The organism is Paenibacillus sp. 01T431, assembly GCF_056398625.1.
Genome location: NZ_JBFTPT010000029.1, coordinates 44,528 through 61,499, shown reverse-complemented (window position 1 = coordinate 61,499; position 16,972 = coordinate 44,528). Strand labels below are relative to the sequence as shown.

Here is a 16,972-nt window from a genome sequence, read left to right as displayed (position 1 = left end):
AATCGTTTCATTCCACACTAAAGTCTGAAACGTTCTACCTCGAAGGGTTGACCCATACAACGACTGCAATCGTTGAACAGACCGTTCGAGACTACATCACTTACTATAACGCAATTCGTATTCAAACGAAACTAAAGAACCAGTCGCCGTTTGATTACAGGCGACTGGCCGTTTAAACTTGAAGGTGTTTTGATCCCTGTCTCACAAATGGGGGTCAGTCCCCGTTGAGACAGCCTTTTTTTAATGCAATTATGTACATGAAGTACGTCTAAATTCGAACATCCCCTGAAAAATGATCATACGTCCCGGGATCAGGAAGAAATTCCTCGGAATAATCCGCAGCTTCATCCCGATTGTGCAGCTCCTCAGCATCATTGCCTTGTCCATCGGTTGCAGCCCAATCCTCATTCACAAGATGTGCCGGAATTGCAATCGCATCAAGCGAGTATGCAGTGCCGGTAACTGCGTTCGCATCGATATTCGCTTGCTCGACGAGCTGACCGCCATGTGATTGTGCAATTTCGAGTGCTGAAGTTAGATCGCTTCCTTCTAAATGTACATGCATGCTGCTGCCTTCATGAAGAACCGTCTCATATCCGAGCTCCCTCAGCGTCTCGCAAGCAAGAGCTGCACTTTGAGCATCGTTAAAATCAAACAATAAGGCTGAGTTCGTAGACAATAGCGATCATCCTTTCTAACGTTTTGTTTAACATGCCCTATTCATACAAAATCATGTAAAAAAAGAATACGGCAAGGCGTCATGATATATAATTACAAATAACTATTTTATTATGTTATGTTTTGTGACATAATCATTACATAAGTGTGCAGCTAGGCTATTGATAAGGAGGATGTCATCGATGAACCATTTATTTTATTTACTTTCAGATCCTATGCTTATCGTCGAGTGGGACGAATCCCGTTGGTCTATTGTAGACGTCAATCAAGCTTTTGCAGCTTTTTCCGGTTTTAAGAAATCAGATCTTATGCTCCTCGATCCATCTACTATTATATCGACGGATGAGACAACTCTCTCCTTTGATGAAGCCGTACATCAACTTGCTGATGAGCAAGCCCTATCACCGCTTCTTGAATGCAAGCTTGTCACGAAGTCATCGACTCCTGCAGATATACGTTTGTCCTGCCGCAAGCTCCAGCTCGAAGACCGCATTGTTTATGTCATCATTTGCAAGGATTTACGGGAAGCCAAATGGATTGACGAATATATTTTGCATCATAAAATAATGGTATCTGCCGTTGTGAATGAGCGCTATAACATTATGAGCTTTAAGCATTATTATGCTCCTGTACAGCAGCCCTCCTCTTCCTATTTGAACAAATCCATATTTGAGCTTGTTCCAGACCATGAACGAAGCAAGCTTAAGCGGGTATTAGAATATGCGAAAAACAACCGAACGGCTGAATCCGTGGACTTTCATCTTAAGCTTGGGGATCGTTGCTATAATGCTGATGCGGTTGTTCAGCCGTTTTACAATGGCAATCGGACCTTAAAAAACTTTGTTGTCATATTAACCAGCCTTCATATGAATAATCAGGATGAGGACCCCTCCTATAAGCTTCGTATGCTTATGCTCAGTAAAAATATATCCGTCACTTCACTCGCTCAATCAACGCTTATCTCTCTTACGACCATTTCCAAAATTCGCAATGGGAAAATAAAAAAGCCCCAGCGTCTAACGGCAGAATTGATCGCCGGAGAGTTGGGTGTTAGACCCGAAATGATATGGAGCAGCTATAAACGATAATAGCTGCTCCGCGTTTTATTTAAAGCTTGAATTTTTGAGCCACTTCGTTCATTTCCATTGCAATTACACTTAAGCCTTTAGCTGATGATGATATTTCCTCTGCTGACGCATACTGCACTTCCGAGAATGCAGAAACTTCGCCGGCAATAGCGGAGTTTCTAGAGGCAATTCCTGTCATTTGGGAAATGGATGAATTGACCTCCCGTGCACTTGCTGCCAGCTGCTCCGAGGAGGATGCTGCCTCCTGAATTTTTTCAAGCACATCTCTTGAAGCATGTGCGATTTGAATGAATGCATCTCCCGCATCTGTTATGCTTGCCAGTCCTTCTATTGATTCAGCTTCACTCATTCTCATAGCCTTCACGGCAGTTTCTGTATCATTCTGAATTTCATTGATCAAATCTTTAATTCTCACCACAGATTCCGCTGACTGTGTTTAGAGCTTGCGCACTTCTTCCGCTACAACCGCGAAGCCTCTCCCATGCTCTCCCGCTCTTGCCGCCTCAATCGCAGCGTTCAGCGCCAGCAGATTTGTCTGCTTTGAAATATTTCCAATCAGCTCAGATATGGTTCATTTCGGATGTGCGCTGCGAGCTGCTGTACTTGCTGAGTTGACTGGCGTACTGCCATATCAATCAACGTCATCTTGTTAACCACCGTCTCGATTAACTCGCCGCCCGTCCGTGAACGATCTACAGCAGCGACTGACAGCTCAGATACATAGGAACTTGATAGCAAGACCGCTAATGATTTCAATGTTGTTCTGCTTATGTATATCCCCGCTAACGTTTACCGCTCTATCTGCTCCTTCACGATAGAATGTTAGTTTAAATGTTTTAATAAAAGGCACTTTTCTGAATCACTGGTCCAAAAAAAAAGAAAGGACCGTCACCCTCAATTCGAGGATAACAGTCCCTTCTATTGTGTACGACTAGCCGCGATAAGGCGCTAGCGCCTCATTCAAGCCTTTTGTTTGCTCATAAACCTGCTGGTACACTTTGAAAATGCCTGCATAAGCAGCAACCGCTTCAGGCTGCGGCGAATACGAATCTGCATGCTTAACGAATTTATTTGCACAGGACTCCAAGCTATCAAACCAGCCTGCACCATATGCAGCTAGCATCGCAGCGCCTAAACCAGGTCCTTGCTCATTCTCTAATGCGACAACCTTTGCATCAAAAATATCAGCCTGCATTTGCAGCCATACTGGGTTTTGCGCGCCGCCGCCGATCGAAATGATCGTATCGACCGTCTTGCCGGCGCGTCTAAACATATCGACTGACTCATTAAGGGAGAAAGTAATGCCTTCCATCACCGCACGTGCAAAATGAATGCGTTCATGTGAGCCGTCAACGCCGATAAAGCTTGCACGAATGAGCGGATCCGCATGTGGGGTGCGTTCGCCAACGAGATATGGCGTGAACACCAATCCGCCAGCTCCCGGCTTCACAGCCCCTACACCTTCGAGCAATTGATCAAAGGATTCATTCGGAGCGAATGTTTTCTTAAACCAGCTTAAGCTGTAGCCAGCAGCAAGCGTAACACCCATTGCATAAAACGAGTCCTCTTTGCCGTGATTAAAGAAATGCACCTTGCCTGCAAAATCCTTCGTCTTGTCATTCTCGTAAGAGAGAATAACGCCGGAAGTACCAATGCTGCAAAGCGTTAACCCTTCGGATAAAATGCCTGAGCCAATCGCCCCGCATGCATTATCCGCTCCACCCGCGAACACCTTCGTCGTGCCTGGCAGCCCCGTGCTGTCAGCATACTGCGGCAGCAGCGTACCTACGAGTCCATGCGACTCAACAAGCGGTGGACAAAATTGTGCCGGAATTCCAAACGCTTCAAGCACTTCTTCGCTCCATGCTTTGCCAGCCACATCAAGAAGAAGCGTTCCCGCCGCATCGGAATAATCCATATGAAGCTCGCCTGTTAAGCGGTAGCGAAGATAATCCTTCGGCAGAAGGAACAGCTTTGCCTTTGCGAAGGCATCCGGCTCGTTCTCGCGAACCCATAAAATTTTCGGAAGCGTAAAGCCCTCCAAAGCTGGATTGCGAGTAATGCTAAGCAGCTTGTCTCCAAGCGTGCGTTCGATTTCACGGCATTGCCCCGTTGTACGCGTATCATTCCATAAGATAGCGTTGCGAACAGGATTTCCTTCACCGTCCAGCAGTACAAGTCCGTGCATTTGACCGGAGAAGCTAATCCCTTCAATTGACTGGGCATCGATGCCTGCTGTTGATGTCAATTCACGCAAAGCCTCAACTGTACCTTCTACCCAATCATCTGCCCGCTGCTCGCTCCAACCGGAGTAAGCATGAAACAGCGGGTAGCTGCGGGAGACTTCCCCAGCTACCGTGCCATCACGGTCAACAAGCAGCACTTTAACGGCGCTCGTTCCTAAATCTATACCGATTACATAGCTCATTTGTCAGAGTCCTCCCGACTTAAACGCTAAAAATAACTTCGCTCAACATAAGGCGGATTCGTTCTTGACGTCCGGACTCATTTTTAATTGGATTGTTTTGAAGCGCATATTGCTCAAGTGAAGCAAGCGTTGCTTTGCCAGACACGATATCCGCGCCGATGCCTTCTTTAAAGCTGCGGTAACGGTTGTCAACGATGTTGTCGAGAATTTTCTCTTCCGTCAATTTGGCAGCTGCTTTCAAGCCCCAAGCGAAGCTGTCCATACCAGCAATGTGAGCAAGGAACAGATCATCCGTTTCGAACGATGCACGGCGAACCTTCGCATCGAAGTTAACGCCGCCGCGGCCAATACCGCCAGCTTTCAATACTTCAAACATCGTTAGTGTAGTTGAATATAGATCGGTTGGGAATTCATCTGTATCCCATCCAAGAAGCAGGTCGCCTTGGTTCGCATCAAGCGATCCAAGCATGCCGTTAATTGCAGCCGTACGAATCTCGTGCTCGAACGTATGACCAGCAAGCGTAGCATGGTTCGCTTCAAGGTTAAGTTTGAAATGATCCTTCAAGCCGTATTTTTGCAGGAATGAAATCGTTGTTGCTGCGTCATAGTCGTACTGATGTTTAGTTGGCTCTTTTGGTTTTGGCTCGATCAGGAATTGCGCGTCGAAGCCAATTTCCTTCGCGTAAGCGATTGCCATATGATACAAGCGTGCTAGGTTATCAAGCTCAAAGCCCATGTCCGTGTTAAGAAGTGTTTCGTAACCTTCGCGGCCGCCCCAGAAAACATAGTTTTCCGCACCAAGCTCTTTACCCACTTCAAGACCTTTTTTGAGCTGCGCACCAGCATAAGCATAAACGTCAGCATTGCAAGTTGTGCCAGCGCCATGAACAAAGCGCGGATTTGTGAACATATTAACAGTGTTCCAAAGCAGCTTTTTACCGGAGGATTTCATGTTGTCCTTCAATAAAGCTACGATGACATCAAGATTTTTGTTCGTTTCTTGCAGCGTTTCGCCTTCAGGTGCAATGTCCACATCGTGGAAAGCAAAGAAAGGAATATTCAATTTAGTCATGAATTCAAAGTTAGCTTCAACACGCGCTTTCGAGCGGTCAAGGCCTGTATATTGATCCCAGCCGCGAACCATAGTAGCTGATCCGAATGGGTCCGAACCATTCGCATTAAATGTATGCCAGTAAGCAACTGCGAAGCGAAGATGCTCTTCCATCGTTTTGCCCATAATAACTTGGCTTGGATCGTAATGTTTGAATGCAAGCGGATTGTCTGAGCCCTTACCTTCAAATTGGATTGTGTTAATATTTTTAAAATAAGTCATCGTAATCAAAATCCTCCTTCATGGATTAGAAGTTTATGATAGTGCTTACATAAAGAATAACATGCCTCCACTTAGTTTGTCTATTAAACAAACTAAGTTTTTGTGTTAAAATAAATGCAGTACTTATTTGGCTTAGCTGTCTCAAAATCCGCATCCCCATCTAGTAGGCTCTAGATTAGGCTTTTCATGATACAATAATAAATATTTTCATTTGGACGGAGGCATTCTTTTTTGAAAAGGAAACCAACAGGCGACTTAGCGCTCATCAAAAAAATAAATACAGCCATCGTGCTTGAAGCGGTGCTTGGTTATGCCCCGCTCTCTCGAGCTCAAATATCGGAGTTGACCGGATTAAACAAGGCGACTGTTTCCAGTCTCGTTCAGGATTTGATCGACACCCATCTCGTCGTTGAGAATGGTCCCGGACTATCCAGCGGCGGGCGCAAACCTGTCATGCTGCTCTTTAATGGTACGGCTGGTTATGCTGTCGGCATCGATCTTGGTGTCAATTATATTCGCGGCCTGCTCGTAGACCTCGAAGGCAATGTGATTGCAGAGCAGCAGCGCAGTCTGAAGCAGCAGGATGCTGATCATGTAATTGGGCAGTTAATTTCATGTATTGAGCTGCTTATTAATGATGCGCCGGAGAGCTCGTACGGGATTGTCGGAATCGGCGTCGGCGTACCAGGTATCGTGGATGACAATGGCACGATTCTTTTTGCACCAAACTTAAAATGGCGGCAAGTTGAGCTGCAGCGGCAGCTCGAAGAGCGCTTCAACCTTCCCGTTACGATAGACAATGAAGCGAATGCGGGCGCGCAAGGAGAGCAGAAATACGGGGCAGGACGAGGCATCGCCAACCAAATTTATGTCAGCGTCGGGATCGGTATTGGAACAGGCATTATTTTGAACAAGGAATTATATAAGGGCGCATCAGGATTCTCAGGTGAGCTCGGCCATCTCTCGATTGAGTATGATGGCAAACCTTGCAGCTGCGGCAATCGGGGCTGTTGGGAGCTATATGCTTCGGAGAATGCTTTGCTTGAGAGTACAGCATCGTTAGGCTTTAAGAACTTGGAAGATCTGCTGCTTGCTGCAACAGCTGGAGATGAACGCGTTATTGCGCATATACTCTCGATTGGCGATTATTTGGGCGCAGGCATTGCTAATATCGTCAACGTATTTAATCCTGACGTTGTCATTATTGGCAACCGTATGAGCCGTGCTGCTCAGTGGCTGGAGCCAGCCGTACAAGCTGCCGTCGATCAGCGCACACTATCGTATCATCGCGAACGTATGCGAATATTGTTTGCAGAGCTTCAAGAGCAGTCAGCTGTACGCGGCGCGGCATATTACGCGATTAGCACATTTTTCACGAAGATTAAGAGCGGGCAGTAGCTTCGTTATGCATTGCTGAACATTGCTAAACATTGCTAAACATTGCTATACAAATAGTAATTTTTTTCTCATGGCTTGCAGCAGATCAACTCTGATGCAGGCTTTTTTTAACAGGACAACATTAAAATAATAAATCGCCCAGCTTGATCTGCTCCTTTTCACCCCCTCTTTTTTGCTCTTTGCACGATACCTCTCGGAAAATAAAAGTGCTCACATTTAGGTTTAGTACGGCTACTTAGGTTATTGTATGGCTGTAACTTTGATCAGTATTTTTAATCAGTAATGGTACTCAGTAATGTTACTCATTAGTATTGATCAGTATTTTTATTAAGTTTTTTTATTCAGTATTGTTAATCAGTTAATAGCTTCGATTTAATACCATCTTCTTTTAGATTGGTGTTTTAAATAAGCATTATATTAATTTAAAAGTTAATTATAAAAGATTTAAATTAATTATTCATTGACAATTCGGTCTAATATTCATTAAAATCAATAATATAAGAACTTATTATTAACTTTTAAATTAACATAATGGAGGAATGAAAAATGGAACAGCAGCAAATCCCTCGCCCTGAATACCCAAGACCTCAGTTTACTCGAAATTCATGGCTCAATTTAAATGGTGAATGGCAATTCGAAATGGATCCTGGAAAAAGTGGTATCTCGCGCGGATTAAACCAAGACGAGCAAAAGCTAACTCAACGCATCATCGTCCCCTTTTGTCCAGAAAGCCGGCTGTCAGGCATTGGGCATACAGATTTCATTCCAGCCGTTTGGTACAAACGAAGCTTCAAGCTTCCTGACAACTGGAACGGCGGACATACATTATTGCATTTTGGAGCGGTAGACTACGAGGCTCAGGTGTGGGTTAATGGCAAACATGTAGGAAAGCATCGAGGCGGTTACAGTTCTTTCTCATTCAATATTACTGATTCCCTCCAGCAAGGTGAAAATGTGGTTACCGTATATGCCGAGGATGATACTCGCTCTGGCTTACAACCGCGCGGCAAGCAGAGCGGTACCTACCATTCACAAGGCTGCGACTATACCCGCACGACTGGCATATGGCAAACGGTTTGGCTTGAGCATGTGTCGGAAACATATATAGAATCCTGCCGTTTCGTTCCAGACCCGGAGAACAGCTGCCTGCACGTAACTGCCAAGCTGTCTGGAAGCACAAAAGATGTACAATTCCGCTGTAATGCGCTGCTCGATGGCCTGTCGGTAGGAAAACAAACGGCAAACGCCGGCTCGATGTCCGTTTCATTAACGCTGCCCCTCTCCAAAATCAAATTATGGAACACCGATTCACCTGTTCTTTATGATCTGGAGCTTGAGCTCATTCGTGATGGTGAAGTATTGGACTCAGCTTCTTCATATTTCGGTTTGCGTTCCATTCAATTGGATGGCAAGGCGTTCCGTATTAATGGCAAATCCGTATTCCAACGGCTCGTTCTTGATCAAGGCTTCTATCCTGAAGGCATTTATACAGCACCTACTGACGATGATTTAAAACAAGATATTGAAATGTCGCTCGCACTTGGTTTCAACGGTGCAAGATTGCATGAGAAAATGTTCGAGCCTAGATTCCTATATTGGGCAGATAAGCTTGGATATTTGGTGTGGGGAGAGCATGCTAACTGGGGTCTCGATATATCAACAGCTGCCAGCCTTGCTCAATTTCTACCGGAATGGATTGAGGGTGTGGAACGAGACTTTAACCATCCAAGCTTGATCGGATGGTGCCCATTTAATGAAACATGGGACTCATCGCGCGGCACTCGTCAAGATAATGACGTACTTCGCGTCGTTTATGAAACGACTAAAGCTATTGATCCAACGCGACCGGTCATCGACACAAGCGGCAACTTCCATGTTGTAACGGACATTTTTGATGTTCACGATTATGATCAAAATCCTGTTACATTCAGGGAACGTTATCGGCCGTTTGCCGAGAAAGGCGAGGCGTGGGTCTCCTTCCCCGATAGACAAAGCTATAACGGCCAACCTTATTTCGTCAGTGAGTATGGCGGAATTTGGTGGAATCCTAACCAGTCCGATGAGAAAAGCTGGGGCTACGGGGATCGTCCACAAAGCGTCGAGCAATTTATTGAAAGATATGACGGCTTGACCAGTACTCTTCTTGAGAATCCTAATATGTTCGGGTTCTGTTATACACAGCTTTATGACGTGGAACAAGAAGTGAATGGGCTTTATACTTACGATCGACAACCGAAGTTTGATGTTGAACGAATTAAAGCGATCAACAGCAAAAAAGCAGCTATCGAGGATTAGTGCTCATTAGTCTCAAACAAAAAACAGGCATGCTGCKATGGCAGCATGCCTGTTTTTATTGCTTTTCTACTTACAATTGACCTAATAACCCGCTCCATTATTGAACACGATGTACGCCAACAATATCTAATGTTTGTCCATCGATCGTTATGTCTACTGATTTCGTTTTCACTGTGCCATTATTATAGTAAGCAGAGAATATGAATGTAAAGGTGCCTTTAGCAAGCTTTGTGAATGATGCATCCCAAAGTTCACCGTGCCAGCTGGTTTGCCCTGCGTTTAATGCGGTTAGAGACGTTTCGTAAGTACGCATACGCACCTCTACCCGATCCGCTTTTGTAGCCGTGCCTGTAATGGTTGTATCTGCCTCCAGTATAAATTTCTCTCCCGCCCAAAATACCGAATAACCGCGCGGCGAATTCTCATCTCCTGATTGTTTTAAATTAAAAGCCTTACGATGCTGATCCCATTGCTCCGTATGTCGTACATAAGCATTGACATGTAGCGGCAGCACCTGCAACGTTTTGGTCACGCTAACCGGCTCAGCTATACCGTCGCTAACCGTTAGCTTCATACTCCAAAGTCCTACCGTTGTTAACCTCAGTGAAGGCCCTTTTACCGGATAGTTTGGACCATTAACGGTATAGAAATAGCTGTTCTTCACGCCGAGCGGACTTGTCAGCTCATAAGCAATCGTAAGCGTATTGCCATCAGCATCTGTCACATTCGATAGAAAAGTTGTCATATCTCCTTCATATACAGGTTTGGGCGTCCAATCAAAGTCAGCCGTCGGAGGTCGATTGGTAACGAAATAAATATATTCATAATGCCCTTCATTGCCGGCAACGTCATAATCGATTACGGTAAGACGATATGCTTGTCCAGAAATCAACCCAGCAACTTTGTATGATTGCTTAGAAAGTGCTAAAGGAATGCTGTATTCCGTTTTACCGTCACCATTTAAATCAATATTCGTCACACTGCCATCAGCGTTCACTTTTTGCAAATAGAAGGTGCGAGCAGCATGTCCCGAGGAAGGTTCGGCATCATAGAAAGTATTAAACTGAACCGTTACGGCCGTAGGTTCAACAGTAAGCTGTTCATTCACATCTGCAGGTTTAACCGTATCGACAAAGAAAAACCCGTTGCTTGAATACGGTCCCCATATATAGCTGTCGTTCGCTCTCGCTCTCCAGTAATGCAGCCCCTCAGCTAAAACAGGTGTTGTGTAATTAGCAGCAGCCAAAGCAGAGTTCGTGTCCACTACCATAACACCGCTCGATGCTTTGAACACCTCATAGTCTATCGCTTTAATGGGATGGTTCTCTGGATCAATCGTAAACGCGTGCAGCTGTGGACGATTTGAGTTTGTATAAATAGGATTATTAGCATCAAGCCCGTTAAATGAAAGTAAATAGGTTTGCGGTGGGAGATCCAGTACAAAATATTTAATATTACTTAAATTAGACCATCCCCCTGCTGAGTAAACCTGCCCTTGCACCTTAACGACGCGACCAGGAACGATGCTTTCCGCAAGCATAGGATACGTAAGTGCATTTCCTTCATGCTCAATATACAAGGCCGTTTCATTGTTATCGACATAGTTTAGCATTAGTCGATATCGCTCTTGTGGATCATTCTGAGCATCATAATATGTCCATCGAATCGTCGGTTCTTTAATCAGCACCGTTGGTGTTGTTGGAGTTGTTCCAGCAGGAACCGTAATGGTCATAACAGGCTTCGTTTGGTTAACTGGCAGTATTCCGTCCTTATAAACAATCGATTGCCCCCAATAAGACCATGCTCCGTGTATATCTCGAACTTGCTCCTGTACAATCAGCTCCACACCAGGGCGATTATAGTACTCTCGTTTCCCGACTGTCCATGTGGTTTGATCAGCCCACCGTGTACGGAATAACTTGTCTGATAAAATATGAGCAATATCAGGATCATAAGAGGTATCAAATGTTTCATAATCTAGTGCTTCACCATCTGCAAAAACCTTGCCTGTAAACCTAACATCCGGCTGTGCGACCGGTCGTCGATGTACATAAAGCAGCTTTTTCACTGGCTCTGACCATTTGCTATAAGCAGAAAGACCAGGATTGTCTTTAGCACGGAAGGTGATTTCATATACCCCAGGTTTCTCTAGCGCGTTTATGGTTGATCCATACGTTTTTCCGCTATAAATGCTCAACCCTTCTGGATTTTCAAAGAAGTTTGGATTATGGCTGTAGCTCCACTCTTCTGCTCCCATTGGATCTTTTTCAACATCATTGAATAGTTTCTCATAAGAGATCGGATCATTGACGAGAACGGAATCATAGGTTTGTTCGATGTAAGTGTCACCATAGTTCGTTTTCTTTACATTAGAGAATACAGCGTTGGATTGCCCAAGTGACATTAATCCCGCGTAGCCTCTTGTATACGTACCATCGGCAACCTCTAGTACTTTCGCATAATTCACATATACACGCTGGATGCCATTAACCGATTCTACTTTAATCGGATACGTGTTAAATGCAGTTCGTGTCATAGGTGTAGATTGCAATAACGTTTTCGCACCATTGACTACACGGAATAGCGACAGGGTGTTCTTGCTCCACTCCATTGCAAACATATTCTTCTCATTCTGAATCTGAAAAGCAGCTCCGATAACCTTGTCGTTTCTTATATCACTTACATTTGCATGAAATTCTAAGGCGTAGTTTTTCATAGCACTTCCAGCATCATAGAGCAGTCCGCCCCAATCGTCGCTCGTAATTTCAACGGTATTTGCATCTATTTCCTTTAATGTTCCATTAGCGTTAGCTGAAACAAACGGCATGACATTTCTTTCGTAAAAAACATAAATGGAGCCATCAGGTAAAATAGGGGTTGATGTTCCTGATTGCTTTTGATTATTTCCTGGTTCTGGTCCGGAATATGGCGTCTGGGCAATGACACTATTGGTTGTTGCGTTATACAACGTGGCCCATATTTTTTTAGGTGCATCGGGATCACCCCAAGAGGTTCCCACACCCATAAACACAGGATAAATAATCTGATCGTATTGATTGATAAATATTTTACCAAGGTTTGCACCGTAATCTACACCTTGAAAACCGCCGTGTTGGTCTCCATAGTAATTAAAAAATGCATTATACGATTCGTGCGTTCTGCCTTGGGAATACGTCAATAAATTGGAAAATACGATTGGATTTGCATTTGGTGCTACATCTGAATAACCTAATGAATGTGAACTTTCGTAACTGACAATCCTTCTTCCAAAAGCGCTCTTAAATATTTCTTCACCGTAATAGTTAGTACCGCTCTCAATTGCCTCAAACATAGTAGTACCTGTTTTACTACTACCCATGGACACATAATTTACATATACAAATCTTTTTGAATCAGATATGGAAGCCGCAGATAGTCCAATTGCACCCCCTACAGTAACGGTACGAGTTACACCATTTTTTTTCACTTGTACAACGAGACCTCTCACTCCTCCTAATCCAGAAGAATAGCGATCTTCAAAGTTATACGTAACGTACGCATCTCCGTTATCATCTTCGGTCAAGTTGATGTTTGTAATAAATCCACGATCCAAATTCTCTCCTGGCGCTTCCCACACTAAGCTTTTCGTTTTTAAGGAGTATTTGAAAATTCGCAATTGATTATTGTAACCATAGTTATATTCTTCTGGCACATCATACGAGAATTTACTAGCCACATACATATATTCGCCATCATTTGATATTTGCACAAGAGCCGGTCCAATTCCGCTGCCTAGTCCGCTAGGTGATGTTAAACTAGATTGCAAATTAATTGAATCAAGATATACACCATTTTTATCGTACCTCGCAATGACCGCTAAATACGGGTTGGCTGCATTTTGTCTACTATCTTTAAAGTAAAATGTTTCATCTCCGCCAATTTCCATAAGTGTGAAGTTACTTGGGGTATCAAAATTAACCGTCCTTAAAAGCTCACCTGTAATTGAATTTCGTTCATAAAATGTATAGGGATAGTTAGGCAAGCTATAATTTTGATTATAAGAATATAGTCGGTTTCCACCGAAAACCTTGTTGAATAATATTTCTGTAACTGGCACACTCCAAGTGGGTTTAGCAACAATATCTGCAGCAAGCTGATATTTTGTTCGTGAGTTCGCTCCATTTCCTGAGTTCGGGTATCCCACAGAAAAGTTTGTGTATACTCCATTTTTTGTCGATAGTGTAGTAGCATCCGCTTTCCATGCCGCTTTTTGGGCATTTCCACCTTTGTATGGCGTTTTAGCCGTCCAAGAACGGAAAATCGATTGTGTTGAATAGTTCGTAACTGGTGGACCGCTGTCTTCTCCCTGTCCTGGCTGCTGTGTAGTTCCAAACACGTTGAAGTTAGCAGACGGCGCGTAGTTCAGAATATCAGTAGTGGCAATGCCCGAAATGCCTTTTAACCCATAGTCTTCTGTCACGGTAGCACGATATTGCCTCTTCCCTACTTTGGAGTAATTGAGCGAGTGCGTTGTTTTAAAAACTCCATCATATAAGGGTTTCCACGCTTCTTCCTCAAAGTTTCCATCACCATCTTGGTCATATCGCTCTTCGAGAAAAAGATGATTTAGAATATCGCCGTCAGGACTCTCTGCATCAATATAAAGCATGAATCCGTTACCTCGATATGATTCTTCAGGTGCTATCACTTCGACTGTAGGTGGTTCATCAGGTATAACCTCCATAATCAAATCATCCCATTCACTAACTCTTCCAGTCGTGTCATAAACCTTTCCTTCGATACTATATTCGCCTAAATTAGCAGGCGTTACGGTGAACCAACCATTTGTATAGGCTGCATCCCCTACTTTTTTATAGCGCATCTCCGACTTGCTAAAATCTATTTTTTCGCCTCTATCCTCTAATGGTGTATACGAGTTTAAAAGATTGTAAGGCCGCTCTAAGGGTCTTCCTTGTATTACACGCGTTATTCCCGATACAATGGCTACTGGTTTGGGATCGACAACCCGAAGCAATGCAGTATCTTTTTGCGATCCGCCAAATTCATCAGTTACGATAATTTCAGCCGTATAAAACCCAGGATTTGAATACGTCTTGTACAAAAACTCAAAGTCTGTATTATTTGGTAGTACTGCGCTCAAGTTGTTCGTGAATGTCCATGTGTAGCCATTCAATCCTTTTGACCGATTTATAAGCGAGGACTTTTCCCCAGCAATGATACTAGGGGGATCAAATTCTATATCCGCTTTCAAATCAGGTTTAGGTGTAGGTGTTGGCTCAGGAGTTGGCGTAGGGCTTGCGCTTGGGTTAGGCGTTGCTTTATTTGCCACGTTTATTATCAGCTGCGCCCATTCCGAAACTTTTTTTGCGCTATTGGTGACCCGCAGCTCAATTATGTATTTCCCTTCAGCAGCAAAATCTTTTGCTGTTGGTTTTGTCGCAATCGTTTTACCTGTTGGGTTTTTATATTTCCATTCTCGAATGGTGATTGATTCCTTGCCTGGTGAATAGGAGAGTTTGTCATCAAGCATCGGCTCTGTTGCCGGCTTCATGGTTATTTCGGGGGTTGTTCGATGGTCTCCCTCTTTATGAGAGATGATAGCTATTGGAGTAGTGGGTTCGTTCTTTTTGTTGAATGCAATTTTAAAATCTTTGGTGTTGTTATTTTCGTTTGATTCGATGACGGCTTCACCAAAATCAGTCTTCGCTGTGAAGCTCTTAATTCCGCTTGATGTAGAGGATACATTAACGGTAACTGTTTTGATTTGTCCGGGTGGTATGTTTGAAATGATTTCTGATTTAATTGTTGTCCCAACTATGCCCACTGTAAAAGCTCCGCTACTTACCGTTTTACTTTTATTCTCTGTAGTAATTTTAATTGGTACAGAGTCGCCAACCCATGCATCTGCCGGATTGACTATTGCGCTAATAACAAGATCAGGTTTTGAGGGCGGCGGCGGAAGCGGTTCAGCTGGAACTGTAAAGATTTCATACCACCATGAGCCATCAGGTTGCCATATGTTCCACATTTGTATTACGCCGGGAGAAAACTTCGTGCGTGCTTGTTGAACAATGGCATAGTTCCATAGTGTATCTGCTGTCCAATTAGTGCCTTTAAGCTTGTTATAGCTTTCTAAAAAAGTTTTTGAATGTATATATGGGTCATTCATTTCTGTGAGCCATTTATTCACATCTGGATGCAATGATAAGTTTGTCTGTCTAATGTCTTTAGATTTTCCTATCGCAGTATCCCAAGGAGTTTTCACCCAATTTTTAGCTACGCTCTTTGTCACATTTGAGTCACTTTCAAACATCCAATTACGATAGAGGTTGCCTTCATAATCCCAACCAAGAAATCGATATTGTCCTTTTTTTAAATCTTGCACAGATTTGTCGATATCCGATGGACAACCGTATACGATAACATTTGAACCAATGTTAGATTGATTCAATAAAAACTTTTCATTTAATGCTCCTTTAGAATTTTTCAACGGTATATCGTAGAAGTCAATGTACACTTTTGCTTCATCACTATATGTAGATGGCGCAGGACAATTAGTAGCAGCATTCACGTATGCTGGTATTGAAGTTACTAAAAATGAAATTGTTAAAGATAATAATAAACAAGCTCGAAGAAACTTCCTCACTTAGTTAACCTCCGATCCAAAAAGACACTCCGGTATTATCGCTACCTTTGTACACTACAAAACTTCTGCCATCGTACGTTGTTTCAACCTCACTAGCAGAGTCTTTATTTTCAACTCCATCCACCTTTATATAACTGCTATATGCCTTTTCATAAGATTTTGGATAATAGACTTTTAGTAAGTCTTTAACTAAAGCCTTAACATCTGCCGAAGAGTCATATGTATTTAAAGTAGTCCTCTTTAAATCCGGTTTATATTCTATGGTTACAGTGTTATCTGAAAAAACATCAGTTCCCTTTAAGTTGATCAGCAGAGCATGTCTAGATAAAGTGGTGTTCCCCTTAAAACTAGGCAAAGATTGAACAAGTGTATTTAGTTCCTCTCTTGTTTTCGGATAAGCCACCGGCTTCCCATTCTTCGCCATCAACGTATTCAGAATCATCACCACTGCCTCAGCACGAGTTGCATTCTTCTCCCCGCCCATCGAACCATCGGGATAACCCTTCATAATTTCCAGTTTCTTTGCCACAGCCAAATAACCCGACTTTACGCCTTCGGCATCTTTACCTAGCGCACGGATCGTCATACGCGCGATCTCTTCTCGCGTAATCATACGATTTGGTTCAAATGTATTTTCTGGATAGTCCCCAACCTTAATAATGGATTGCTTCAATCCTGTTGCAATGTACGAGCGGAACCAACCCGTATCATCAACAAAAGGCGTATCTGTATCTTCCACTTTCACCTTCATCGCCGCCACAATCGATTTCAAAAATTCTGCGCGTGTCATGTTCGCATTTGGCTTAAATGTTTTTGCATCATAACCATTAATCCATCCTTGATTAACAGCCGTCGCAATTTCATCCTTTGCCCAATGCGTTTTTGTATCTGTAAAAGCAACCGCTGCCGCAGCTGTCTCCGTATTTATCACAATCGTCACCAATAACGTAATTGCGAGCATGATTTGTCCTATTTTCCGCATATTTAACCACTCCATTTATTAGGATGATAAAAATTCACCAGTGAACTAAAAAACATTTTTAACACATTTTTTTACAGCAACATCATAATCATTCTTCTTGCCCGTCTCTTTTCCCTTCTTTTCT

10 protein-coding genes and 1 pseudogene are annotated in these 16,972 nt (G+C 43.3%); 4 read left to right on the top strand and 7 right to left on the bottom strand.

What is annotated here, in order from left to right:
• A partial coding sequence (locus tag AC1DM9_RS32225; RefSeq protein ID WP_477584054.1) for an IS3 family transposase occupies positions 1–176 on the top strand: 176 nt, incomplete at its 5' end.
• A 92-nt stretch (positions 177–268) separates the two neighbouring features.
• On the opposite strand, the gene AC1DM9_RS32220 is transcribed toward AC1DM9_RS32225, so the two are convergent.
• On the bottom strand, positions 269–679 hold the full coding sequence (locus AC1DM9_RS32220) for a hypothetical protein (RefSeq protein WP_076268960.1): 411 nt from the start codon (positions 677–679) through the stop codon (positions 269–271).
• Between the two features lie 181 nt (positions 680–860).
• Here AC1DM9_RS32220 and AC1DM9_RS32215 point away from each other — a divergent pair, with 181 nt between their 5' ends.
• Positions 861–1,766, top strand: coding sequence for a helix-turn-helix domain-containing protein (locus AC1DM9_RS32215; RefSeq protein ID WP_339204636.1), 906 nt, complete (start codon positions 861–863; stop codon positions 1,764–1,766).
• A 19-nt stretch (positions 1,767–1,785) separates the two neighbouring features.
• On the opposite strand, the pseudogene AC1DM9_RS32210 reads toward AC1DM9_RS32215, so the two are convergent.
• The 4 genes and pseudogenes from AC1DM9_RS32210 to xylA form a co-directional block, all read right to left on the bottom strand.
• A pseudogene (locus tag AC1DM9_RS32210) lies at positions 1,786–2,325 on the bottom strand (methyl-accepting chemotaxis protein); the annotation flags it as partial.
• Positions 2,322–2,522 carry a hypothetical protein gene (locus AC1DM9_RS32205; RefSeq protein WP_477512389.1) on the bottom strand — a complete coding sequence of 67 codons (201 nt, stop codon included), beginning with the start codon at positions 2,520–2,522 and terminating at the stop codon, positions 2,322–2,324. The pseudogene AC1DM9_RS32210 and the gene AC1DM9_RS32205, both read right to left, overlap by 4 nt.
• Before the next feature lie 175 nt (positions 2,523–2,697).
• Positions 2,698–4,194 carry a xylulokinase gene (xylB, locus tag AC1DM9_RS32200; RefSeq protein ID WP_477512390.1) on the bottom strand — a complete coding sequence of 499 codons (1,497 nt, stop codon included), beginning with the start codon at positions 4,192–4,194 and terminating at the stop codon, positions 2,698–2,700.
• Between the two features lie 19 nt (positions 4,195–4,213).
• Positions 4,214–5,527 (bottom strand): xylose isomerase, encoded by a 1,314-nt coding sequence (gene xylA, locus AC1DM9_RS32195; RefSeq protein WP_477512391.1) that lies wholly within the window; start codon positions 5,525–5,527, stop codon positions 4,214–4,216.
• 231 nt (positions 5,528–5,758) lie between these two features.
• Between xylA and AC1DM9_RS32190 the strand changes: the two genes are divergently transcribed.
• The gene (locus AC1DM9_RS32190) at positions 5,759–6,925 is read left to right on the top strand and encodes an ROK family protein (protein WP_477512392.1); all 1,167 of its coding nucleotides are present in this window, start codon (positions 5,759–5,761) and stop codon (positions 6,923–6,925) included.
• 546 nt (positions 6,926–7,471) lie between these two features.
• Positions 7,472–9,220 (top strand): glycoside hydrolase family 2 protein, encoded by a 1,749-nt coding sequence (locus AC1DM9_RS32185; protein ID WP_477584052.1) that lies wholly within the window; start codon positions 7,472–7,474, stop codon positions 9,218–9,220.
• 97 nt (positions 9,221–9,317) lie between these two features.
• Here AC1DM9_RS32185 and AC1DM9_RS32180 read toward each other — a convergent pair whose 3' ends face one another.
• Together AC1DM9_RS32180 and AC1DM9_RS32175 are read right to left on the bottom strand one after the other, a co-directional pair.
• Positions 9,318–15,710, bottom strand: a complete 6,393-nt coding sequence (locus tag AC1DM9_RS32180) for an Athe_2463 domain-containing protein (RefSeq protein ID WP_477584050.1) — start codon at positions 15,708–15,710, stop codon at positions 9,318–9,320.
• Between the two features lie 160 nt (positions 15,711–15,870).
• Complete coding sequence (locus AC1DM9_RS32175) at positions 15,871–16,863, bottom strand: S-layer homology domain-containing protein (RefSeq protein ID WP_477584049.1); 993 nt, start codon at positions 16,861–16,863, stop codon at positions 15,871–15,873.
• Positions 16,864–16,972: the final 109 nt, after the last annotated feature.